The sequence below is a fragment of the Bradyrhizobium sp. MOS002 genome (assembly GCF_003020115.1).
GTDB lineage: Bacteria > Pseudomonadota > Alphaproteobacteria > Rhizobiales > Xanthobacteraceae > Bradyrhizobium.
The window spans coordinates 127,297-148,243 of the sequence record NZ_PYFX01000007.1; the positions used below are offsets into that span (position 1 = coordinate 127,297).

Consider the following 20,947-nt stretch of genomic DNA (forward strand, 5'->3'; position numbering starts at 1 on the left):
CGGCCGGACCAGACACGTCTGCGGTTGAGGCGAGGGCAGGCGACACGAGGCTTGCGTGCCCCGCCGCAAGCGAGCATCATTCCCAAAAAAATGGGGGAAACCGATGCTTGAGCTCTCGCGCCGCAGTCACCTTCAGCAATTGTCGGCCGTGTTCGGATCCGCCGCGCTGCCTGGGTGGTCGAGGTCCGCAGGGGCTTCGGAGGCAGACATTCCGCCGGAAGGCATCGGCAAGGGCATCAAGCACATCTCCTATAGCGACATCGGCGGACGGCCCGACAGCGTGCAGGTAATGTTCAACCGGCAGCACGTCTATGTCGGACACATGTTCAGTGACGGTGTGACGATCCTGGACGCATCCGATCCGCGTGCGCTGAAGCCGGTCAATTTCTTCACCGCAGGGCAATACACCCGCACCCATCATTTACAGGTGGCGGAAGATTTGCTGCTGCTTGCGAACGGCGCCAACATCGTCGCGATGCAGTCCTACGACAACATGCGCGGCTATTTCGAGAACACGCTGGTCGACAGCATCACCAAGGCCAAGAAGTTTCGCTGTGGGCTGTCGATCCACGACATCTCCAAGCCAAACGAGATGCGCGAGATCGCGTTCCTTGAAATGCCCGGCTTCGGCATCAACCGGCTGTGGTGGCCAGGCGGCCGCTATGCCTATGTATCGGCGCATCTCGACGGCTTCACCGACCACATTCTTTGCGTGGTCGATCTCAAGACCATCACCAAGCCGGAGATCGTTGCGAAATGGTGGCTGCCGGGCATGAACCGCGCGGCCGGCGAGCCGGCGACGCCCAAGGGCAAGCGCTTTGCGCTCCATCACATGATCACGGCGGGTGATCGCGGCTATGCTGCCTGGCGCGATGGCGGCTTCACCATTCATGACATCAGCGATCCCACCAATCCGAAGCTGCTGTCCCACATCAACTGGTCGCCGCCCTTCGCCGGCGGCACGCATACGCCGTTGCCGCTGCCCAAGCGGCAGCTCGCGATCGTCGCGGACGAAGCCAATGCGGACAATTGCGCCAAGGGCCTGTTCCATACCTTCGTTCTCGACGTGCGCGCGCCTGGAAACCCGGTGCCGATCGCAACCCTGCCGACCCCGCGCGACCGCGATTTCTGCACGAACGGCACCTTCGGGCCGCATAATCTGCACGAGAACCGCCCGGGCTCGTTCCAGAGCGAGGAGACGATCTTCGCGACCTACAACAATGCCGGCGTCAGGGTGTTCGACGTCAGGGACGCCTTCGCACCGAAGGAGATCGCGTATTGGGTGCCGCCGACACCGAAAAAGCTCATCGACCCCCGCCCGAACGTCGCGCTCGCGGCCAAGACCTGTGACGCCTATGTCCGGCCCGACGGGATGATGTTCGTCTCCGACTGGAACGCCGGCATGCACGTGCTGCAATATCAGGGATGAGCGGTGCAGGGTGGTTTGTTGTACCCACCCTGCAATCTTAGCCTGGATCAGCGGCAATATCCGGGCCCCCGCGACGAGTCTGACGCGAGCGTTCCCGGGTGTCGCTTCGCTCACCCGGGCTACGAGTGTAGCGATACGCGACGCTAACCCGCCGGCATCCGCGTCTCCACCAGGCGTGCCCAATACGATGCGCCGTGGCCGAGGATGTTGTCGTTGAAGATGTAGCTGGGATGATGGCACTCGTTGCCGTCGCCCATGCCGACCAGGATCATCGCGCCGGGGCGCGCTTCCAGCATGAAGGAAAAGTCTTCGGCGCCCATCATGGGAATGAACTTGTCGTTGACGCGCTCGGCACCGACGATGTCGCGGGCGACGTCGGCGGCAAGGCCGGCCTCGCGCGCATGGTTCATCGTCACCGGATACATGCGCGTGTATTTGGTCTCCGCCGAACCGCCATAGGCGCGCGCGACGCTGTCGGCGACCTCGCCGATGCGGCGCTCGACGAGATCGCGCACCTCAGGGTCGAGCGTGCGCACGGTGCCGCCGAGCTCGGCGATCTCCGGGATGATGTTGAAGGCCGTGCCGGAGTGGAATTGCGTGATCGAGATGACGGCGGATTTCAGCGGATCGACGTTGCGCGCGACGATCGATTGCAGCGCGTTGACGATCTGCGCGCCGATCAGCACGCTGTCGATCGACTTGTGCGGACCCGCACCGGCGTGGCCGCCTTTGCCGTGGACGGTGATCTGGATGTTGTCGGAGGAGGCGAGCATCGCACCCGGCGTGGTCGCGAAATGTCCTTCGGGCAGGCCCGGCATGTTGTGCATGCCATAGACCTCCTGAATGTTCCAGCGCGTCATCAGCCCGTCCTCGACCATCGCCTTGCCGCCGCCGCCGCCTTCTTCCGCGGGCTGGAAGATCACGACCGCGGTGCCGTCGAAGTTGCGCGTCTCGGCGAGATATTTGGCGGCGCCGAGCAGCATCGCGGTGTGGCCATCATGGCCGCAGGCATGCATCTTGCCGGGGACCTTGGAGGCATAGGCGACGCCCGACGTCTCCATGATCGGCAGCGCGTCCATGTCGGCGCGCAGGCCAATGGTCTTGCCCGAGGCGGATTTGCGGCCACGGATCACACCGACGACGCCGGTGCGGCCGATTCCCGTCACCACCTCGTCGCAGCCGAACTCGCGCAAGCGGTCGGCGACGATGCCGGCGGTGCGGTGGACGTCGTATTGCAGCTCCGGGTTCTCGTGGAAGTCATGGCGCCAGGCGGCCATTTCGTCGGAGAGGGCGGCAACGCGGTTGACGATGGGCATGGGGAAGGTCTGCCTTGATTTGTAGCCCGGATGAGCGAAGCGAAATCCGGGATCTATGTGAGAGAAGTCCCGGGGATCGCTGCGCTCACCCGGGCTACGAATGACGTTCAGCTCTCTCCGAACACGCGCTTGAAGATCGTGTCGACGTGCTTGAAGTGATAGCCGAGGTCGAACTGCTCCTCGATCTCGGCGTCGGTGAGATACTTCTTCACCTCAGCGTCCTTCTTCAGGAGCTGGAGGAAGTCGCCTTCGCCGCGCCAGACCGGCATGGCGTTGCGCTGTACCAGCTTGTAGGCGTCTTCGCGGCTCGCGCCCTTCTGCGTCAGCGCCAGCAGAACGCGCTGCGAATGCACGAGGCCGCCGAGGCGGTCGAGGTTCTTCTGCATGTTGGCGGGGTACACCAGCAGCTTGTCGATCAGGCCGGCGAGGCGCACCAGCGCGAAGTCGAGCGTCACGGTCGCGTCGGGCGCCATCATGCGCTCGGCGGAAGAGTGCGAGATGTCGCGCTCGTGCCAGAGCACGACGTTCTCCAGCGCCGGCGTCACATAGGCGCGCACCAAGCGCGACAGGCCGGTGAGGTTTTCCGAGAGCACCGGATTGCGCTTGTGCGGCATCGCGGACGAGCCCTTCTGCCCTTCGGAGAAGAACTCTTCAGCCTCCAGCACTTCGGTGCGCTGCATGTGGCGAATCTCCACCGCGAAACGCTCGACCGAAGAAGCGATCACGCCGAGTGTCGAGAAATACATCGCGTGACGGTCGCGGGGGATGACCTGCGTCGAGATCGGCTCGGGGACGAGGCCCATGGCCTTGGCAACATGCTGTTCGACGCGCGGATCGATCTGGGCAAAAGTGCCGACCGCACCGGAGATGGCGCAAGTCGCGACTTCCTTCCGCGCCGCGATCAGGCGCTCCCTGGCGCGCGAGAATTCCGCATAGGCATAGGCGAGCTTGAGGCCGAAGGTTACGGGTTCGGCGTGGATGCCATGGCTGCGACCGATGGTCGGCGTCATCTTGTGCTCGAAGGCGCGCTTCTTCAGTGCCGCCAGCACCTTGTCGAGGTCGGCGAGCAGCAGGTCGGCGGCGCGGGTGAGCTGAACGTTGAGGCAGGTGTCGAGCACGTCGGAGGAGGTCATGCCCTGGTGGACGAAGCGCGCTTCGGGGCCGACGATCTCGGCGAGATGGGTGAGGAAGGCGATGACGTCGTGCTTGGTCTCGCGTTCGATCTCGTCGATGCGGGCGACGTCGAAAGTGGCGTCCTTGGCCTTGGCCCAGACCGTCCTGGCGGCCTCCTTGGGAATCGTGCCGAGCTCGGCAAGGGCGTCCGCCGCATGCGCCTCGATTTCGAACCAGATCTTGAACCGGGTCTGCGGCTCCCAGATCGAGGCCATTTCCGGGCGGGTATAGCGGGGGATCATTGGACTGCTCCAGGAAGGTGGGCGGGCGACCCACGAGGGGGGCGACCTGCCAGAATGTTTTTTACGCCGTGATTTAACAGAGCGGGGAGGGCGAAACAAACGGCGGAGGCAAGGTAGCGGGGGATGATTGGGCTGGGCGGGGTGATCGGCCCGTCCGCGGCGGGCGATGGGTGGCCCGCGCCCCAGGGGGCGCAGATATTAACTGTCAATCACGGATCATTGACTGACAGATATTGAAATCTGTCAGCGAGACGTGTATATCCGCTCTCGGACGCTCCGATTGGGCGTCTGGCGGCATCCCGGGAGCCCGACGTCCCAAGTAAATGGGGGATTGAGGGTCGCAATTGAACAACGGGGACCGCCAATTGATTGGAGACTTACGACAATGACGACCGAAATCATCAATTTGACCGGGACGATTGGGCATTGGCTCAATTTACTGGTTGCGCGCCAGATCGCGGCGCAGGCTGCAAAACTGCCTCATTAAGGCGAGAGCTTTCCGAAACGACCGGCACGGGCGCTTCGGAAGCAGCCCCATCGCCGGGTAACTGAGCCCTCAACGGGAACATGGTGCTGGCATGAACGAAGCCGTAATCTTGACGCCGGAGCGGATCCTCGAAGTCACCGAGGACGTGCTGCGGCGTTACGGACTCGCCAAGGCCACCGTGGTCGACGTGGCCCGTGCGCTCGATGTGAGCCACGGCAGCGTCTACCGCCATTTTCCGAGCAAGGCCTCGCTGCGCGAGGCCGTCGCCAAACGTTGGCTGGACCGCATCGACGCGCCGCTACGCCAGCTCGCCGAAGAGCAGGGCCCGGCCCCGGCGCGGCTCGACCGCTGGCTGCGCACCCTGTTCGCCGCCAAGCGTTCGCGCGTGCTCGACGACCCCGAGATGTTCGAGACCTATCTGACTCTGGCGCGCGAGGCCTGTGCAGCCGTCAAGTGTCACAAGGACACCATGATCGACCAGATTGCGGCGATCCTGACCGATGGTGTGAAGCAGGGCGTGTTCGAGGTGGGCGACGTCAAGGCCACCGCGCGCGCCATCTTCGATGCCACCGTCCGCTTCCACCATCCGGCCCACGCCGACGAATGGAAGGACGCCGATCTCTCGGCGCGCGTCGATGCGACGCTCGCGCTGTTGCTGCGCGGGTTGAAGGCATAGGCCGAATGCCTCCAGGCCGTTCGATAGCCGGCCTGGGCGGCGCTTGTTATCCCTCGACCTTGTGGGCGAGAGCACCATCGCGGAGCGAACGCGAATGGTGGGACTTTTTCCGCGCGCGAAGAGCGTTACCTGCCAATGGCACGACCGGCGGGCTTTCCGGATACGCATTGACTTCAATTTCGACGAGGTCCTTCGCCCGCTTTCGAAGCCGGTAGAATGCAAGCTCCTGTTCGAGCATGGGGCAGTGGAATCGAATCGTTGCTGTGTCCGGCAAGCGACAGAGTTCATCGATGAGCTCGCCGACAGTGATGAGCGCGGGATAGGTAGCTTCGCGGATAGCCTTACTCATGGCGGAACTCCTTCACTCCTGTACTAACCGGAGTTCGACGGCCTCCGTTCCATCCGCATGGCGAGGCGGTCAAAATATCCTTGGAGACGCCCGCATACGGAGGAGAGCTCTGTGCGCCTGGCTCCAGGGAGGGGCGAACATCTAGATTCTGGTCAGCCCACAATTGGCCGCCAATCGCACGAGTTGCGCGTCCGTTCGCGCGCCGGTCTTGGTCTTGATCAGATAGTGATAGTTCTGCACCGTCTTTACGCTGAGATTGAGATGCGTTGCGATCTGTTCGGTCGTGGCGCCGCCGGCGAACTGGCGCAGGATCTCGATCTCGCGTTCTCCCAATTGATCCAGCGCCGAGCCCGCCGACAGGCTGTCCTCGGCCAGGATGTGCGCGATGTCGTCGCTCATGGCGCGTTCGCCGCGCGCAACGCTGCGGATCGCGGATACGACCGCGGACGGCTCGCTGCTCTTGGTGACGAAGCCGCTGGCGCCGGCACTGAAGGCTGCCTTCACCAGCACGGCCTCGTTGTGCATGGTGAAAACCAGGATCCGCGCCCGCGGGCTGCGCGCGCGGATGTTGCGGATCGCCTCCAGTCCGCTCGCGCCGGGCATCGAGATATCCAGCAAGACCACTTCGGGATCGTGCGCCTTGAAGGCGCTGTAGGCATCCGCGGCGTTGTCGGCTTCCGCCACGACATGCAGATCGCCCTGGCTTTCCAGCACGCGCCGATAGCCTTGCCGCACGATCGGATGGTCGTCGACCAGCAGCACGGAGATCCCTGTTGCCGTAGTCTCGTTCATCCCGGCCTCACGCGGCGAGAGGGATGGTCGCGGCGACACTGAGTCCGCCTCGGGCGGGCAGGATCGACAATGATCCGCCGGCCGCAGCGAGGCGCTCGCGGATGCCGGTGAGGCCGAAGCCGGCCGACTGCGCGACGCGTGCCGCGTCGCCGCCGCCATCGTCTTCGACGCGGATCAGCAACGCATCGTCGTATCCCGCGCGCCGCTCGACGCTGAGCGAAATCTCGCGTGCCGCGCCGTGGCGCAAGGCGTTGGTCAGGCATTCCTGCGCGACGCGATAGGCGGTGGTGGCGGCCGGGCCGCTGATGTCGGTGAGGTCGCCCTTGAGATCGAGCTGGATCGTCGGCCGCGCCGCGCTCTGTGAGCGCCAGCTATCCACCAAATTCACGAGGCTCGCCTCCAGTCCAAGCTCGGCGGGCAGGGGATTGCGCAGGCGCTTCAGCGCGTCGCGCAACGAGGCCATCAGATGGTGCGTGGCCTGCGAGATCATCCGCGCGTCCTGCATGATGTCGTCGCGCTTGTCTGCCTTCGTGCTCGCCGTCTCGATGGTGTTGGCGAAAGCGAGGATGGCCGAGAGATTTTGCCCGAATTCGTCATGCAGCTCGCGGGCGAGCGCGCGGCGCTCGTCGTCGCGGATCTCGATCAGGCGCCGCGTCAGCGCCGCGCGCTGCTCGGTCGCTTCCTCCAATCGGCCGCCGAGCTCGCCGACCGCGCTGCCGATCATCGCCAGCTCCATCGAGCGGAAGCGCGGCAGTTTCGTGCGATACTGACCGCGCGCCATGCGCTGCAAGGCGGTCACGATCGTGCGCGCCGGCGCCAGCGCATGCGCGATCGCGAGCGAGGCCAGCAGCGCGATCGCCGCCGCCATCAAAAGTGCGACGTCGATCACGTTGAGGACGTATTCCCAGGCGAGCGAGATGGCGGCCGATTCATCCGGCGTCGCGACCACCGTTCCGGCGGTCGCCGCGCGGGGACTGACAGGCCGTATCACTTCGGCATGACTGCCGAGGAAGGTCGGCACAATCGACGCGAACCAGCGCGGCGGCGCCTTGCCCAGCCCCTCGCTCTGGCCGCAGAGCGGCTTTTCGAATGCGATGGCCGGTTGGAATTCGACGCAGACACCGGGTGAGATCAGCTTCATCGTCTCCAGCGTGCGCCACTCCGGAACCGGCAGAAGCTGCTCGCGTGTTCTGCTGCTGCGCAACAGGAATTCGTGCCAGTACAGGGCTTGAAGCGCCTGGGCGACCCGCTGCGCCGAGGCCGCAGTCGCCCGGTCGACGCTGCGATAGGCGTCGAACGTCGCCCAGATGGTCGCCGCCCCAAGGCAGAGCGCGACGATGAGAAACAGACGGGCGACGAGCTGAAGCACAAGGCGCATGCGATCACCCCAAAGTTTGGTAAGGTCAGCCTAACAACGTCGCCGCGCCTTGCCAATTGCGAGGCACGGCAAGATGGCAGCTCGGGCAAATTTCCCAAGCCGGATTGGGCATGGCTCTTTGGACCGGGCGCGGCGGCTTTGATCTAATGGGCGGGAAATCGCGGCAGGCCAATCTTTAGAGGCCAGGAGCAGTGCAGCATGAGTTCGATGACGATTGGGCCGATCGCGGGGCCTGCTGCCGACCCATCCGAGCGCAGCGCGCTCCTGTTCTGGATGATCTTCACCGGGCTTTCGATCTTCGCCGTCGTACTGCTGTGGCGGTTCGGCCTGATCCGTCTGATGTTGACCTCGGACCGGACCTACATTTCCAGCGTGATCGCGCTGCTCTATGTGCTCACCTGTGGTCACTGCTTCCTGCGCACGCGGGCCATTGCCCGTGAGGGCGCGGCGGCCCGGCGCTGCCGCGCGGTGCTCGCGGCGCCAGAGGGCGGCAGGGCGCTCGACGCCGGCGCAGCCGCGCTGCCACGCGGGCTGGTGCGGGACCACATCGAGAGCCTCGTGACCAAGGCCGCGGCGCAGGACTACCGCCCGCTCGACCAGACGCTGTTGCTGCGGACGCTCGCCGACCGGCTGCGCGGCTCCAACGGGTTCGGGGCCTTCGTCTCGGATACGCTGATGAAGCTCGGCCTGCTCGGCACCATCGTCGGCTTCATCATCATGCTGGCGCCGATCGCGGGGCTGGATGCCGCCGACAAGGTCGCGATGCGATCCTCGATGGGACTGATGAGCGACGGCATGGCGGTCGCGATGTACACGACGCTGGCGGGCCTCGTCGGCTCGATCCTGGTCCGCATCCAGTATTACATGCTGGATGCCGCGACCCAGCGGGTGTTCTCGGATGCGGTGGTGCTGACCGAGACCTATGTGACGCCGGTACTGGAGCATAAGGGTTTTGGAACCAAGGGTTCTGGAATCTCGGGTTCTGGAATCATGGGGGCCGGAACCCAGTCATGATGGATGATTTCGGTCTCTATCCGCGCGAGGAGCCGTTCGATCCGCTGGGCGTGATGCTGTTCAAGGCGCTCCAGGTGATCGCTTTCCTGTTCTTCCTCGCGCTGCTCGCGGTCTCGCCGGACGCCAAGGACGGCAAGATCGATTCCAAAGCCGAGTTCATGATCACGCTGGATTGGCCGGACAGCCATCCCGACGATCTCGACCTGTTCGTGCAGGATCCCGTGGGCAATATCGCCTGGTATCGTCACCGCGAGGCCGGCTTCCTCACGCTCGACCGCGACGATCGCGGCGGAGCCAACGACTTCATCGTGGTCAACGGCAAGAAGATTGCCTCGCCGATTCGCGAGGAGATCGTCACGGTGCGCGGCATCATTGCCGGCGAATACACCGTCAACGTCTCACATTTCGTCGCGACGACCGGCGAACCCGTCACGGCCAATGTGAAGGTGCAGAAGCTCAATCCGACAGCGCAAGTGGTCTTCGACAACAAGTTCACTCTCGACCACACCGGCGACGAGAAGACCGCGGTGCGGTTCCGGCTCGATGCCGAGGGTAAGGTCGTCAATGTGGACCAGCGGCCGAAATCGCTGCTGGAGACGTTCCGCAGCGGCTGGCGCAATGGCGCCGATCTCGACCCGAGCACCGGTGTGAGCAAGAACGCTACGAGGGTGCGCCGTGACTAGCTTGCAGACGGTCATCCTGACGCTGTCGATAGCCTACGCCGTCATCGGCGCACTGCTGCTGGTCGTGCTGGTCTATGCGCGGCTGCATTGGTCGTTGAAGGCGGTTGCGGTGGTCGTGACAAGCGCCTTCTATGTCGTCAGCTTCACGGAAATGCGCGGGCTGCTCGGCTGGGCCAGCGCCGACCGGTTGCCGACTTCCTTCAAACTGCTGAAGGCCCGCATCGTCGAGCCGCATTCGCTGGAAGGCGATCCCGGCTCGATCTATCTGTGGGTCGAGCGGCTGGATGAGGACAATCGCCCGAGCGGCATACCGCGCGCCTTTCGTGTGCCCTACAATGACAGGCTGGCCGACAAGACCCATGCGGCGGAGAACGAGATCGCGCTGGGACATCCGCAAGGCGGCCGCGCCGCCGATTTCGGCGGCGGCGATGGAAGCCTGATCGACATGGTGCGGGAATATGTGACGCCCAAGACCATCATGGAGACGAGTGGCGGAGACTCCTCGACCGGCGAGTTCAGCGCTCCGCAGGCGGGTGCGCAAGGCGCCGTGTTCACGCCACTGCCGCCGCCCCGGATGCCGCCGAAGGACGAGCAATAGGCCCTTCACCATCCCCGCAGAAGCCCGTTGGAAAACAGATCCACGCAGGCGCATCTTGACGTCCCTCAATTTGGCCTTATCGGCTTCCGATAAGACCTTTGGGGTGGAGGGTGCGTGCTTCTCGCTGTCTTCTCGGATATCCACGGCAACCGGCAGGCTTTCGAGGCGTGCCTGAAGGTCGCGCGGGCGCGTGGCGCCGAGCGGTTCATCCTGCTTGGCGACTTCGTCGGCTATGGCGCCGATCCGGAATGGGTGGTGGATACCGCGATGGAGCTGGTCGCCCAGGGCGCCATCGCCGTGCGCGGCAATCATGACCAGGCGGTGAATTCCTCCGCCGAGACCATGAATGCCGAGGCGCAAGTCGCGATCGAATGGACCCGCGGCCGGCTTGACACCGCGCAGCGGCGGTTCCTGGCGGAATTGCCGATGGTGGTGGAGGACGGCGATCGCCTGTTCGTGCATTCGGAAGCCTCCAGCCCCCGAAGCTGGCACTATGTCCGATCGACGGCGGATGCCGCCAAAAGCCTGATCGCGACGCCGGCTCATGTCACGTTCTGCGGCCACATCCACCGCCCGGCGATCTATTCGATGTCGGTGACGGCGAAAATGTCGGGGCTCGTGCCCAAGACCGACGTCTCGGTCCCGCTGCTGCGCGGGCGGCAATGGCTTGCGGTGCTCGGCTCGGTCGGCCAGCCGCGCGACAGCGATCCATCCGCGGCTTTCGTGCTGTTCGACACGGTCTCGTGTCTGATCACCTATTGCCGCGCGCCCTACGATGTCGAGACGGCCGCGAACCGGATCCGTGAGAACGGCCTGCCGCATTGGCTCGCCGACCGGCTGTCGCAGGGGCGCTAGAGGCCGATGCCGAAACCCCTCGTCAAATCAGGCGCAGAGATCGACGGCTACACGATCGGCGAATGCGTCCATGCTGGCGGCATGGCGACGCTGTGGTCGGTCATCCATCCCGGCATCGACGTGCCGCTGCTGATGAAGATTCCGCGGGTATCGGAGGGCGAAGACCCCGCGGCGATCGTCTCCTTCGAAATGGAGATGATGATCCTGCCGCGGCTGGCTGGGCCGCACGTACCCTCCTGTTTCGGCACCGGCGATTTCGCCCACCAGGCCTACGTCGTGATCGAGCGCATCTCCGGGACCACGCTCTACAAGCGGCTTGCCGACCTGCCGCTGCCGTATGACGAGGCGCGGCAACTCGTCGCCAGGATCGCGACGGGGCTTGCGGATTTGCACCGGCAGAACGTGATCCATCACGACATCAAGCCGAGCAGCATCATGTTCCGCGAGAGCGGCGAGGCGGTGCTGATCGACTATGGCCTGTCCCATCACAACCATCTGCCGGACCTGTTGCAGGAGGAATTCCGCCTGCCTTACGGCACCGCGCCCTATATGGCGCCGGAACGGCTGTCAGGGGTGCGCGACGATCCGCGCAGCGATCTGTTCTCGCTTGGCGTGCTGCTCTATTTCTTCACGACCGGCGAGCGGCCGTTCGGCGAGGGCGAGACGCTGCGTGCGATGCGGCGCCGGCTGTGGCGCGATCCGCATCCGCCGCGCGGCTTGCGCGCCGACTATCCGCCCTGGCTTCAGGAGGTGGTGCTGCGGTGCCTCGAGATCGAGCCGGTGCGGCGCTATCCGACGGCGTCGCAGCTCGCCTTCGATCTGACCCATCCGGACCAGATCAGGCTCACGATGCGATCGGAGCGGCTGAAGCGCGATCCGCTCAGCGTCGCCTGGCGCCGCCGGTTCAACCAGGGCGTCATGGCGCCCCGCGCGAAATCGGATGTCGCAGCCCAAATCGCATCGAGCCCGATCGTTGCGGTCGCGCTCGATACGGCGGAAGGCGAGCCTGAGTTGAACGAGGCCCTGCGCGTGACGACGGAACGCATTCTCGCCACGCTGCCGTCGGCGCGGCTCGCCTGTCTCAACGTGCTGAAGCTCAACCGGATCGCGATTGACAGGACGCTGGATGAGCAGGGCTCCAACAAGCATATCGACCGGTTGGTGGCGCTCCGGCACTGGGCCACGCCGCTGAAGCTTGATGAGAGCCGGCTGTCGGCTCACGTGCTGGAAGCCGTCGATCCCGCCGCGGCCATCCTGGAGTTTTGCGAGGTCAACCACGTCGACCACGTCATCCTCGGGGCGCGGCAGACCTCGTTCCGCCGCACGCTGCTCGGCAGCGTCTCGGCCAAGGTGGCCTCGGAAGCGGCCTGCACCGTCACCGTGGTGCGCCCGCCGCGAATGGCTGCGGATGGGGGCGAAGAGGCCGGATAGGCCGGTGCTCTGGATCTTGGAAGGTTCAGGCCGCGTGAGCGGTGTGGACGGAGCGTTTGCGACGGATCGGCCAGGAGAATTGCGGGCCGGGCTCGCCGTGATCCGCGCTGCCGCCGAAGAACTGGATGATCTCGCGGCAGGGCTCGCAGTTGAACAGGTTACGCGACGCGGATGCCTTGGTCATTTCCTTCAGGCAGTTCGGGCAATGCGGCTTCATGGGCTTGATCCAGACAAGAATTCAATGCCGGCGCGGTGACCGGAGCGGGTGATCCAGGTCCGCCTCGGGCCCGGTGTCGTCGCGCATCTCGCCTTCGGTGCGTTCGAGCCGACCGAAGAAAAAATCGAGGTCAGGATGTGGGCGCCGTGGGATTCGGCATCGGCGCTTCGGCTGACGCTTCACGAGCGCGATCTGCATGGGGTCAGGCCCGATACCAGTCGCGACGGGCGATGCGGGTCGGGCGCGCCGAGACCTTCACCGGACCGACCGATGGACCAAACACAACAAACGCACTGAAACCAAGCCACAACGCCACGCCAGTCCAAACCAGGGTCGTCGTCATGATGTGCTCCCGCGAAAACAGGCAAGAATCACTTGCAGTGATTTGCGCGAATCAGGGAAGCCCGGAGGAGTACGGATCAAGGTTGCAAGTTTAGGCGTTGCGCGCCGCAACACCCGTAGAAGCCGCACCTTTGCGAAAGTGCGTGAGGCCTCAGATCGCCTCGCCGCGCGCGCCCGCGGCGGCGTTGCGGATTGCGGCGATGTTGGTCTTGTAGGCGTCCGGCGTGCCGCCCCTGAACACGGACGTGCCCGCGACGAAGGCGTTGGCGCCGGCCGCGGCCAGGGGACCTGCGACGTCGGCGCCGACGCCGCCATCGACTTCGATGTCGATCGGACGGCCCGCCGTCATCGCGCGGATGTCGCGGATCTTGCCGATCGCGGAGGGGATGAAAGCCTGGCCGCCGAAGCCGGGATTGACCGACATCACCAGCACGAGGTCGACCAGGTCCAGAACGTATTCGAGCGCGCTGATCGGTGTGCCCGGATTGAGCGAAACGCCGGCCTTCTTGCCGAGTGCGCGGATCGCCTGAAGCGAGCGGTGCAGATGGGGACCGGCCTCGGCATGCACGGTGATGTGGTCGCAGCCCGCTTTCGCGAAGGCCTCCAGATAGGGATCGCAGGGCGAGATCATCAGATGCGCGTCGAAGATCTTCTTGGTGTGCGGGCGCATCGCCTTGATGACGTCGGGGCCATACGAGATGTTGGGAACGAAGTGCCCGTCCATGACGTCGAGATGGATCCAGTCGGCTCCGGCGGCGTCCACGGCGCGCACCTCCTCGCCGAGCCTGGAGAAATCCGAGGCCAGGATCGAAGGCGCGATTGCCAGGGGGCGGGGGGCGAAGGCTTGGGTCATGGCGGTTTCCCGTGGCGGCCGTGAAAGATGGACTCGCCTAACATGGGCCTCTCAGCCGGGCAATGCAGGGGCGCAGTGCTTCCTGTGGGCGGAAATTTCTGCCGCGACCGGCATGAATTGCCGGTGTTTCCGGGCCGTGCAAAGTGCGTGAAAGCGGATTTCATTGAGCTTTTTGCGCTGGCACGGCGCTTGCTGACTTCACCTGAACAGAACATTGGCCGCGGCATGCCGCATCGGTTGGAGTTGTGCAATGTTGTTCGCTCTTGGGGCCGTATCGAGCGCGCTCGACGCGATCCAGTCGCTGACGAATTCGAAATCGTCCTCGTCGACGCAGAAGACGGGATCCTCGCAAAAGCCGGCGACCAATCCGTTCGCGATCGACAGCGGCAGCAACAGCACGACCGGCGCGGCCTCGTCGGTCAATGCGGGCAAGACCCCGCAGATTTCGCCGGAGACGATGAACGCGCTGTTCGCCGCGCAGAGCCAATCCTCGGACACTACGAGCAGCACAGCCAGCTCGACCTCGTCGAGCTCGACGTCCTCGTCCTCGACGCGCCGCGACGCCGCCCTGAAGGATCTGTTCTCGCAGATCGATGGCGACGGCGACGGCAAGATCACCAAGTCGGAATTCGAGAATGCGCTCGGCGCCGGCGGCACCAACCTCGCGCAGGCCGACGACGTTTTCTCGAAGCTGGATTCGAATTCCGACGGCAGCGTCAGCCTCGATGAGATGTCGAAGGCACTGAAGAGCGGCCATCGCGGCCACCATCACGCGCAAGGTGCGGGCGATGCGTCCGGCAGCGGTTCGAATTCCTCCTCGCCGTCCAGCGGCGGCTCGACCTCGACCTCGACGACCGGCGCCGACGGCTCGACCACCACCACCGTCACCTACGCCGACGGCTTCAAGATGTCGACGACGGTCCCGGGCGCCTCCAGCTCCCGTAATTCGGCGTACGATCTGTTCGCGCAGTTGATGCAGCGGCAAGGCGGGCAGGGACAAGGCGCCTCAGCGACTGTCGGTTCATCGATGTCGATGAGCGTGTAACCTTGCTCAGGGCTAGCCCGCATATTCGTGAGTGATGTCACGGTAGACATAACGGTCGCGGATTTCGCGGTTGAAGAACGTACCCTTTGAGCGCACATTCTTGAACGCGGCGGCGACCTCGGGCGGAACGTCCGCGTAGACATAGAGGCGTCCACTGACGAAAGTCACCGTCAGCTCGCGCCTATCGGGGGCGTAGCGGAAAAAGCGGATCACGGAAGACGGCATGGCTGTGCACCTTGTCCGCCAGGGTAACGCCGTGTCAGCCGTTTCGTTTCTACCCGAACTGATCCTTCCACGCCGGCAGCGCGCCGGCAAAGGGCAGCGCCGTCGCATTGTAGACGCCGCGTGCGATTGCGCGTGCCACCACGTTGGCGGCGACCGTGCCGAGCTCGGTAAGGCCGACCAGCGGCTCGATCGGCTTCTCGCCAGTTGCGGCGGCGAACAGCACGTCGCCGTCGGTCGGGGCATGCACCGGATAGATCGCGCGTGCGAAGCCGGTGTGCGCGATCATCGCGAGACGTTTGGCCTGGGGTTTGGTCAGCGTGGCATCAGTGACGACGAGGCCGATCGTGGTGTTCTCTCGCGCGCTCGCGGCGGGACCGCCCTTGATGCGCATTGTCAGCATGTCCGGCGTGAACGCGGACGGCAGGCCGCGCCCGCCGAACTCGCCGTTCTCCTCGAACGGCGCAGCCCAGAACCAAGGCCCTTCGCCAACGGTTGTGCTGCCGACCGCGTTGACGACCACGATCGCGGCGACATTGACTCCGTTGGCCAGGACCGCGGAGGCTGACCCCAGTCCACCCTTGAAGGTCGCGGTGGTGGCACCGAGGCCGGCGCCGACGCTGCCCAGCGCGAAATCGTCGCTGGCGGCCAACGCTGCGGCGTAGCCGAGATCGCGATAGGGCGCGAAGCGTCCCCATGCCTTGTCGCCACCGTTGAGCAGGTCGAAAACGATCGCGCCCGGCACGATCGGAATCACCGCCTCGCGAATCCGCAAGCCGCGGCCCTGTTCGGCGAGCCAAGCCTGGATGCCGCCGCCGGCGTCGATTCCGAAGGCGGAGCCGCCGGACAGCGCAATCGCGTCGATGCGATCGACGGTGCTGGCGAGGTCGAGCAACGCGTCTTCGCGCGTGCCGGGCCCGCCGCCGCGAACGTCGATGGCCGCAACCGCGGGGGTGTCGAAGATGATCGCGGTCGTGCCAGTGGCGATTTTCGCATCCTCGGCATGGCCGACGCGGACGCCGGCGATATCGGTGAGAAGGTTTTTCAAGGCGGCTCCGCAGGCTGAAAGGCGTTCGCTTCAGCGATATCGCAGGGATGCCGCAGGCTCAACCCGCGAGCGCAGTCCTCAGCATCTTGGCGAGCTCGGACTTGCGGTAGGGTTTTGCCAGCAGCAGCACGCCGGAATCGAGCCGCCCGTGATGGACGATGGCGTTCTCGGTGTAGCCCGAGGTGAACAGCGTCTTCAGGTCGGGGCGGCGGCGAGCGGCCTCGTCGGCGAGCTGGCGGCCATTCATGTTGCCGGGCATGATGACGTCCGTGAACAGCAGGTCGATGTCCTTGTCGGCGTCGATGATGACGAGGGCATCGGCCGCGTTGGCGGCTTCGAGGGCGGTATAGCCGAGGCTCTTGATCTGGGTCACGACATATTGGCGCACCAGCGCGTCGTCCTCCACGATCAGTATCTTTTCGTGGCCGCCGGTGACGGGCGCGTTCTGCAGCGCCTCGAATTCGGTCTCCTGCACGCCGCTCGAGCGTGGCAGGTAGATCTTCACGCTCGTGCCGTGGCCTTCCTCGCTGTAGATCTTGATGTGCCCGCCGGACTGCTTGACGAAGCCGAACACCATGCTGAGCCCGAGGCCGGTGCCCTTGCCGACCTCCTTGGTGGTGAAGAAGGGATCGAACACCCGGTCGATCAACTCCGGCGGAATTCCGGTGCCGGTGTCGCTGACGGCGATCATGACGTAATTGCCGGCCAGTACGTCGGGATTCATGCTGGCATAGCCGTCGTCGAGGAAGATGTTGCGGGTCTCCAGCACCAGCGTGCCGCCGTCGGGCATCGCATCGCGCGCGTTCAGCGCCAGATTGAGGATCGCGGTGGAAAGCTGACCGGGATCGATCAGTGCCGGCCACGCATCCTCGGTGAGTTGCGGCATGATGGTGATCTGCTCGCCGAGCGTGGGATGCAGGAGCTTTGCGGCCTCTAGCGTCAATGCGTTGACGTCGATTTCGCGCGGCTGAAGCGGCTGCTTGCGGGCGAAGGCGAGCAGATGCTTGGTCAGTTGCGCGCCGCGCTCGGCGGCGTCGTCGATCAGCTTGGTGATGGCGGCGAGCTCGGGACGGTCAGCGACGGCGTCCGCCAAAATGCCGATCGTGCCGGTGATGACGGTCAGCACATTGTTGAAGTCGTGCGCGACACCGCCGGTCAATTGACCGATGGAATCCATCTTCTGGACGTGCCTGAACTGCGCCTCGGCGGCTTGCTTCTCGGTGAGGTCGCGGCCGATGAAGAAATGGCGTTTGACCGGGTCGGACCAGGTGCCCATCCAGTTCAGCGTGACCTCGTGACCGTCGTAGTGGTAGTAGCGCGCCTCGAAGCTGCGCTTGACCGCGCCACGCCGCGCCGCGCGCATCTCTTCGCGCGTCTTCTGGAGGTCGTCGGGGTGAATAAACTCGGTGGCGCTGTGCCCGATCATGTCGTCCGGGCTCAAGCCTAGAATGGTCTTCACGCTCGGGCTGACCTGGATGAAATTGCCAAAACCGTCGGTGACAAGGATCAGGTCCTGTGAGGTCTCGAAGATCCGCTCCCGCTCCTCGACCTCGCGGCGCAGTTTTTCTCGTGCCTGCTTCTCTTCCGTGATGTCGTGGGCGATCTTGGAGGCGCCGATGATCTGTCCGTTGGCTGATTTCAGCGGAGAAACATTGAGGAGGACGTCGAGCGCCCGGCCGTCCTTTCGGATCCGGACCGTCTCGTGCTGGGCGATCGTTTCGTTGCCGCCGACCCGGTTCAGGATACCCCTGACCTCGGCCTTGCGGTCCTCCGGCACGATGATGTCGATCGGCTGGCCGATGGCCTCCGCGGCGGCATAGCCGAACAGATGTTCGGCGGCCTTGTTCCAGCCCGTGATGATACCGTCGAGCGTCTTCGTGATGATGGCATCATTGGCGGATTCGACGACGGCGCCGTACAGGGCAAGGCGCTTGCCATAGTAGTCGCGATCCAATGCCGACTGCTGGCGCAGCCTGCCGACGAGGCCCAGCGTGTGCGCCTGGAGGCGGACATTTTCGATCAGAAGCACCGCAAGCACGAAGGTCGCCGCGCAGAGGCCGTAGACGCGACCCGCGTAGAAGCCGAGATCGAAGCGCGCGACGTTGACGATCGCCGACAGCGCGATATCAAACAGCCACGCGCACATCACGACCATGAGCCAGACGTCGATGACCGAATGCGGACGGCGGAACCACAGCGACACCAGCGCGGCAAAGCTCAGGGACCAGACAAAGGCCACCACGCCGATCATGATCTGCGTGTAACTGCCGTCGCGCAGCAGGACCGGAAGCAGGTCGTGCTGGGCAGTGACGATCCAGGTCAAGACGATCATGACCGCACTGACGCCGACCACGCTGGCGTAGATCGCCTTGGTTGCAGAGCCCGCGATCCGGGCGCCGCCGTCGGCCTCCTTCAGCCAGGCGTAAGCCAGCACGCAGAGCGGGAAGCCGCCGTGCCAGATCATGTAGAGCCAGACCGTGGTCTGCTGGTCGGCCCCCAGCAACCCGGTCGGCGAAAAAAGTCCGGGGAAGGTGAGGGCGTGGACCACCGCCGCGGCGGCGGTGAACAGATAGCCCGTCGCGAGCACGAGCAGGGCGCGGGTCCTCAGCACCGCAAACTGCGACAACAGCAACACCGCGGTGACGATGTCCGCGACGACGAGGGCGGACTGATAGCTCGCAACGAAGGCTGGTACAGGCAGCAGCGGGATACCTGCGAATGGCACGGCCACTGCGAACAGGATTGAGGAGACCCCTACGATCGCCAATGCTGCGGTGCGGTCTTTCGGGGTGGCCGGCAGCGTCGAAAGGAATGTGTTCCGATCGGTCGGCCCGGACACGTGCAGCTCTCGCAGATCGGTCTTGAGCATCTTCGCCAATCTCATTTGGCCCAATCGATTTTGGTCCATGGTAGCGGGTTCTGGGCACGCATCATGACAAAACCCACCGCGACTCAACCGAAGGTTACAGCTTACTTAATTTTATGGGGAACGCGCACGGGGGATCGGGTAAGATGCGCTTTACTGGACGGTGCCATAATGCTCTCCCGCAGCTGCGGGTTCCAGGTTTGAATCAGGGATTTTGATTTCAGGATCCGGGAGTTGTTCCCTATGCCCCGCGTTCTCATCATCGACGACCAGAAGGACGTCCGTGCGATGGTCGCGATCGTGCTGCGCGTCAACCGTTACGACGTCGTTGAGGCCGATAGCGGCGCAGCCGGAGTGAAAGCCTTCACCGAGGCCTGCTTCGACGCGGCAATCGTGGACATTTTCCTGGGCGATACCAGCGGCGTCGAGGTCATCGCGACCCTGCGCGAGCTTGCACCGAGCCTCCCGGTCGTTGCCGTGTCGGGGATGACGGCGCTGGACTTCATGGAACAATCGCCCCACCTCACCAACGTGATCTGCCTGCAAAAGCCGTTTCGGCCGAACGATCTTCTTCAAGCACTGCGGAAGGCCCAAGCCGCGGCGGACGGCGCGCTGCCTGCAGCCGTCTGACCCTGACGCAGGAAGAAACGCCCCGGGCCAAGCCGGGGCGCGATGATGATTGAATGAGGCGTTCAGGCCCCCGGCAAGCGTGCTTAGGTGCCGTTGCCGCTGATCGCGGCGTAGCCGCCCTTGGCGTCCCATTTGTAGACGACGTAGTCGAGCTGCTTGATGTCGCCCTTGGCGTCATACTCGATCGGCCCGATCACGGTGTCCCACTTGCCGGCCTTGATGGCCGCCATGACCTTCTTGGCATCGGTGGTGCCGGCCTTCTTGGCCGCCTGCGACCAGACCTGCATCGCCGCGTAGGTGTAGAGCGTGTAGCCCTCGGGGTCGATGTTCTTGGCCTTGAAGGCCTCGACGATCTTCTTCGCGGTCGGCTTGTTGCGCGGATCGGGGCCGAAGGTGAAGAGCGTGCCTTCGCCGGCCGGGCCGGTGATGGAGGCGTACTCCTTGTCGGCGAGCGCGTCGCCGGCCATCAGCACGGTCTTGAGACCCTGGTCGCGCATCTGGCGCAGGATCAGGCCGCTCTCCTGATGGTAGCCTCCGACATAGACGAGATCGATGTTGTCGCGCTTCAGTCGCGAGACGATCGCGTTGAAGTCTTTGTCGCCTTTGTTGTAGGACTCGTACATCTTCTCGGTGACGCCGGCCTTGTTGAGCGCCTTCTTGGTCTCGTCCGCAAGACCCTTGCCGTAGGTGGTCTTGTCGTTGAGGATGGCGATATTCTTGCCCTTGTAGTTCTTGGCGATGTACTGGGCGGCGACCAGGCCCTGCTGGTCGTCGCGGCCGCAGACGCGCGCCACGTTCCACAGTCCGCTGTCGGTGAACTTCGGATTAGTGGAGGCGGGAGTAATCTGGAGCACGTTGCCGTCGGCATAGGCTTCCGACGCCGGGATCGACGACGACGAGCAATAATGCCCGGCCACGAACGGGATCTTCGCGCCGGCGATCTTCTCGGCGATCGAGCGCGCCTGCTTCGGATCGCAGGCGTCGTCCTCGACGGAGAGCGCGAGCTTCTTGCCGTTGAGGCCGCCGGCGGCGTTGATGTCGGCTACGGCCATCTCGGCGCCGTTCTTCATTTGGCGGCCGAAAGCGGACTCGCCGCCGGTCATCGGACCTGCGACTGCGACGGTGACATCCTGCGCGAATGCCGCGCTCGACAGCGCGATCGATGCGCCGAATGCCAGACCGATGAGCTTCAGTGATTTCATGAGATACCTCGAGGGTGGTCGCCTGTGGAAGTTACCGGGCATGCCCGGTTCAAACCGGCGCCATTCTTGAATGAATTCGAGGAGAAGTCACCGGCAAAA

The 20,947-nt window shown here is 64.5% G+C and carries 21 protein-coding genes; 9 read left to right on the top strand and 12 right to left on the bottom strand.

Translation table 11 applies throughout. The annotated features are described in order from the left end of the window. The first annotated feature begins 103 nt into the window (after positions 1 to 103). Positions 104 to 1,429, top strand: a complete 1,326-nt coding sequence (locus C7G41_RS21990; protein WP_106944487.1) for an LVIVD repeat-containing protein — start codon at positions 104 to 106, stop codon at positions 1,427 to 1,429. A gap of 143 nt (positions 1,430 to 1,572) precedes the next feature. On the opposite strand, the gene C7G41_RS21995 is transcribed toward C7G41_RS21990, so the two are convergent. After that, the gene (locus C7G41_RS21995; RefSeq protein ID WP_106944488.1) at positions 1,573 to 2,745 is read right to left on the bottom strand and encodes a M20 aminoacylase family protein; all 1,173 of its coding nucleotides are present in this window, start codon (positions 2,743 to 2,745) and stop codon (positions 1,573 to 1,575) included. A gap of 107 nt (positions 2,746 to 2,852) precedes the next feature. Then, positions 2,853 to 4,160 (bottom strand): adenylosuccinate lyase, encoded by a 1,308-nt coding sequence (gene purB, locus C7G41_RS22000; protein WP_106944489.1) that lies wholly within the window; start codon positions 4,158 to 4,160, stop codon positions 2,853 to 2,855. A gap of 578 nt (positions 4,161 to 4,738) precedes the next feature. Here purB and C7G41_RS22005 point away from each other — a divergent pair. After that, positions 4,739 to 5,323: a TetR family transcriptional regulator gene (locus tag C7G41_RS22005; RefSeq protein WP_199198532.1), complete on the top strand. Its 585-nt coding sequence runs from the start codon at positions 4,739 to 4,741 to the stop codon at positions 5,321 to 5,323. A gap of 46 nt (positions 5,324 to 5,369) precedes the next feature. Here the strand turns inward: C7G41_RS22005 and C7G41_RS22010 are convergent, their stop codons facing one another. The 3 genes from C7G41_RS22010 to C7G41_RS22020 form a co-directional block, all read right to left on the bottom strand. Continuing rightward, positions 5,370 to 5,672, bottom strand: a complete 303-nt coding sequence (locus C7G41_RS22010) for a hypothetical protein (RefSeq protein WP_106944491.1) — start codon at positions 5,670 to 5,672, stop codon at positions 5,370 to 5,372. Between the two features lie 141 nt (positions 5,673 to 5,813). Continuing rightward, complete coding sequence (locus C7G41_RS22015) at positions 5,814 to 6,464, bottom strand: response regulator transcription factor (protein WP_106944492.1); 651 nt, start codon at positions 6,462 to 6,464, stop codon at positions 5,814 to 5,816. Between the two features lie 7 nt (positions 6,465 to 6,471). Then, positions 6,472 to 7,842 carry a sensor histidine kinase gene (locus tag C7G41_RS22020; protein ID WP_106944493.1) on the bottom strand — a complete coding sequence of 457 codons (1,371 nt, stop codon included), beginning with the start codon at positions 7,840 to 7,842 and terminating at the stop codon, positions 6,472 to 6,474. Positions 7,843 to 8,040: 198 nt separating this feature from the next. Here C7G41_RS22020 and C7G41_RS22025 point away from each other — a divergent pair, with 198 nt between their 5' ends. The 5 genes from C7G41_RS22025 to C7G41_RS22045 all read left to right on the top strand — a co-directional run bounded on the left by C7G41_RS22025 (position 8,041) and on the right by C7G41_RS22045 (position 12,423). Then, complete coding sequence (locus C7G41_RS22025; RefSeq protein WP_106944494.1) at positions 8,041 to 8,856, top strand: MotA/TolQ/ExbB proton channel family protein; 816 nt, start codon at positions 8,041 to 8,043, stop codon at positions 8,854 to 8,856. Next, complete coding sequence (locus tag C7G41_RS22030; protein ID WP_106944495.1) at positions 8,853 to 9,539, top strand: hypothetical protein; 687 nt, start codon at positions 8,853 to 8,855, stop codon at positions 9,537 to 9,539. The genes C7G41_RS22025 and C7G41_RS22030 overlap by 4 nt, the downstream gene beginning before the upstream one ends. Then, entirely contained in the window at positions 9,532 to 10,137 is a 606-nt protein-coding gene (locus C7G41_RS22035; RefSeq protein ID WP_106944496.1) for a hypothetical protein, read from the top strand. Before C7G41_RS22030 ends, C7G41_RS22035 begins: the two co-directional genes overlap by 8 nt. 114 nt (positions 10,138 to 10,251) lie before the next feature. After that, a complete protein-coding gene (locus C7G41_RS22040; protein WP_106944497.1) occupies positions 10,252 to 10,992 on the top strand; it encodes a metallophosphoesterase in 741 nt (246 codons plus the stop codon). Between the two features lie 6 nt (positions 10,993 to 10,998). Further along, positions 10,999 to 12,423, top strand: coding sequence for a bifunctional serine/threonine-protein kinase/universal stress protein (locus C7G41_RS22045; protein WP_106944498.1), 1,425 nt, complete (start codon positions 10,999 to 11,001; stop codon positions 12,421 to 12,423). 25 nt (positions 12,424 to 12,448) lie between these two features. Here the strand turns inward: C7G41_RS22045 and C7G41_RS22050 are convergent, their stop codons facing one another. The 3 genes from C7G41_RS22050 to rpe all read right to left on the bottom strand — a co-directional run bounded on the left by C7G41_RS22050 (position 12,449) and on the right by rpe (position 13,835). Further along, complete coding sequence (locus C7G41_RS22050) at positions 12,449 to 12,640, bottom strand: hypothetical protein (protein WP_007602380.1); 192 nt, start codon at positions 12,638 to 12,640, stop codon at positions 12,449 to 12,451. 202 nt (positions 12,641 to 12,842) lie between these two features. Continuing rightward, positions 12,843 to 12,983 (bottom strand): hypothetical protein, encoded by a 141-nt coding sequence (locus tag C7G41_RS37885; protein ID WP_199198533.1) that lies wholly within the window; start codon positions 12,981 to 12,983, stop codon positions 12,843 to 12,845. 150 nt (positions 12,984 to 13,133) lie between these two features. Continuing rightward, positions 13,134 to 13,835 (bottom strand): ribulose-phosphate 3-epimerase, encoded by a 702-nt coding sequence (gene rpe, locus C7G41_RS22055; RefSeq protein ID WP_106944499.1) that lies wholly within the window; start codon positions 13,833 to 13,835, stop codon positions 13,134 to 13,136. Positions 13,836 to 14,085: 250 nt separating this feature from the next. Between rpe and C7G41_RS22060 the strand changes: the two genes are divergently transcribed. Next, complete coding sequence (locus C7G41_RS22060; protein WP_106944500.1) at positions 14,086 to 14,880, top strand: EF-hand domain-containing protein; 795 nt, start codon at positions 14,086 to 14,088, stop codon at positions 14,878 to 14,880. Between the two features lie 12 nt (positions 14,881 to 14,892). Here the strand turns inward: C7G41_RS22060 and C7G41_RS22065 are convergent, their stop codons facing one another. Genes C7G41_RS22065 through C7G41_RS22075 form a run of 3 tightly spaced genes read right to left on the bottom strand, consistent with a single transcriptional unit; the run spans position 14,893 to position 19,019 of the window. Next, positions 14,893 to 15,105 carry a KTSC domain-containing protein gene (locus C7G41_RS22065; RefSeq protein WP_106944501.1) on the bottom strand — a complete coding sequence of 71 codons (213 nt, stop codon included), beginning with the start codon at positions 15,103 to 15,105 and terminating at the stop codon, positions 14,893 to 14,895. A 49-nt stretch (positions 15,106 to 15,154) separates the two neighbouring features. Next, complete coding sequence (locus C7G41_RS22070; protein ID WP_106944502.1) at positions 15,155 to 16,150, bottom strand: P1 family peptidase; 996 nt, start codon at positions 16,148 to 16,150, stop codon at positions 15,155 to 15,157. 58 nt (positions 16,151 to 16,208) lie between these two features. Continuing rightward, positions 16,209 to 19,019: a PAS domain S-box protein gene (locus C7G41_RS22075; protein WP_199198534.1), complete on the bottom strand. Its 2,811-nt coding sequence runs from the start codon at positions 19,017 to 19,019 to the stop codon at positions 16,209 to 16,211. Positions 19,020 to 19,259: 240 nt separating this feature from the next. On the opposite strand from C7G41_RS22075, the gene C7G41_RS22080 reads away from it, so the two are divergent. Continuing rightward, positions 19,260 to 19,646 (top strand): response regulator, encoded by a 387-nt coding sequence (locus C7G41_RS22080; protein ID WP_106944504.1) that lies wholly within the window; start codon positions 19,260 to 19,262, stop codon positions 19,644 to 19,646. 83 nt (positions 19,647 to 19,729) lie between these two features. On the opposite strand, the gene C7G41_RS22085 is transcribed toward C7G41_RS22080, so the two are convergent. After that, a complete protein-coding gene (locus C7G41_RS22085) occupies positions 19,730 to 20,848 on the bottom strand; it encodes a branched-chain amino acid ABC transporter substrate-binding protein (protein ID WP_007602405.1) in 1,119 nt (372 codons plus the stop codon). Between the last annotated feature and the right edge of the window lie 99 nt (positions 20,849 to 20,947).

What these genes read in the sequence shown, in the direction of transcription:
- C7G41_RS21990 (WP_106944487.1), top strand. Translation starts at nt 104, where the DNA reads ATGCTTGAGCTCTCGCGCCGCAGTCACCTTCAGCAATTGTCGGCCGTG.
- C7G41_RS21995 (WP_106944488.1), bottom strand. Translation starts at nt 2,745, where the DNA reads ATGCCCATCGTCAACCGCGTTGCCGCCCTCTCCGACGAAATGGCCGCC.
- purB (WP_106944489.1), bottom strand. Translation starts at nt 4,160, where the DNA reads ATGATCCCCCGCTATACCCGCCCGGAAATGGCCTCGATCTGGGAGCCG.
- C7G41_RS22005 (WP_199198532.1), top strand. Translation starts at nt 4,739, where the DNA reads ATGAACGAAGCCGTAATCTTGACGCCGGAGCGGATCCTCGAAGTCACC.
- C7G41_RS22010 (WP_106944491.1), bottom strand. Translation starts at nt 5,672, where the DNA reads ATGAGTAAGGCTATCCGCGAAGCTACCTATCCCGCGCTCATCACTGTC.
- C7G41_RS22015 (WP_106944492.1), bottom strand. Translation starts at nt 6,464, where the DNA reads ATGAACGAGACTACGGCAACAGGGATCTCCGTGCTGCTGGTCGACGAC.
- C7G41_RS22020 (WP_106944493.1), bottom strand. Translation starts at nt 7,842, where the DNA reads ATGCGCCTTGTGCTTCAGCTCGTCGCCCGTCTGTTTCTCATCGTCGCG.
- C7G41_RS22025 (WP_106944494.1), top strand. Translation starts at nt 8,041, where the DNA reads ATGAGTTCGATGACGATTGGGCCGATCGCGGGGCCTGCTGCCGACCCA.
- C7G41_RS22030 (WP_106944495.1), top strand. Translation starts at nt 8,853, where the DNA reads ATGATGGATGATTTCGGTCTCTATCCGCGCGAGGAGCCGTTCGATCCG.
- C7G41_RS22045 (WP_106944498.1), top strand. Translation starts at nt 10,999, where the DNA reads ATGCCGAAACCCCTCGTCAAATCAGGCGCAGAGATCGACGGCTACACG.
- C7G41_RS22050 (WP_007602380.1), bottom strand. Translation starts at nt 12,640, where the DNA reads ATGAAGCCGCATTGCCCGAACTGCCTGAAGGAAATGACCAAGGCATCC.
- C7G41_RS37885 (WP_199198533.1), bottom strand. Translation starts at nt 12,983, where the DNA reads ATGACGACGACCCTGGTTTGGACTGGCGTGGCGTTGTGGCTTGGTTTC.
- rpe (WP_106944499.1), bottom strand. Translation starts at nt 13,835, where the DNA reads ATGACCCAAGCCTTCGCCCCCCGCCCCCTGGCAATCGCGCCTTCGATC.
- C7G41_RS22060 (WP_106944500.1), top strand. Translation starts at nt 14,086, where the DNA reads ATGTTGTTCGCTCTTGGGGCCGTATCGAGCGCGCTCGACGCGATCCAG.
- C7G41_RS22065 (WP_106944501.1), bottom strand. Translation starts at nt 15,105, where the DNA reads ATGCCGTCTTCCGTGATCCGCTTTTTCCGCTACGCCCCCGATAGGCGC.
- C7G41_RS22075 (WP_199198534.1), bottom strand. Translation starts at nt 19,019, where the DNA reads ATGCTCAAGACCGATCTGCGAGAGCTGCACGTGTCCGGGCCGACCGAT.
- C7G41_RS22080 (WP_106944504.1), top strand. Translation starts at nt 19,260, where the DNA reads ATGCCCCGCGTTCTCATCATCGACGACCAGAAGGACGTCCGTGCGATG.
- C7G41_RS22085 (WP_007602405.1), bottom strand. Translation starts at nt 20,848, where the DNA reads ATGAAATCACTGAAGCTCATCGGTCTGGCATTCGGCGCATCGATCGCG.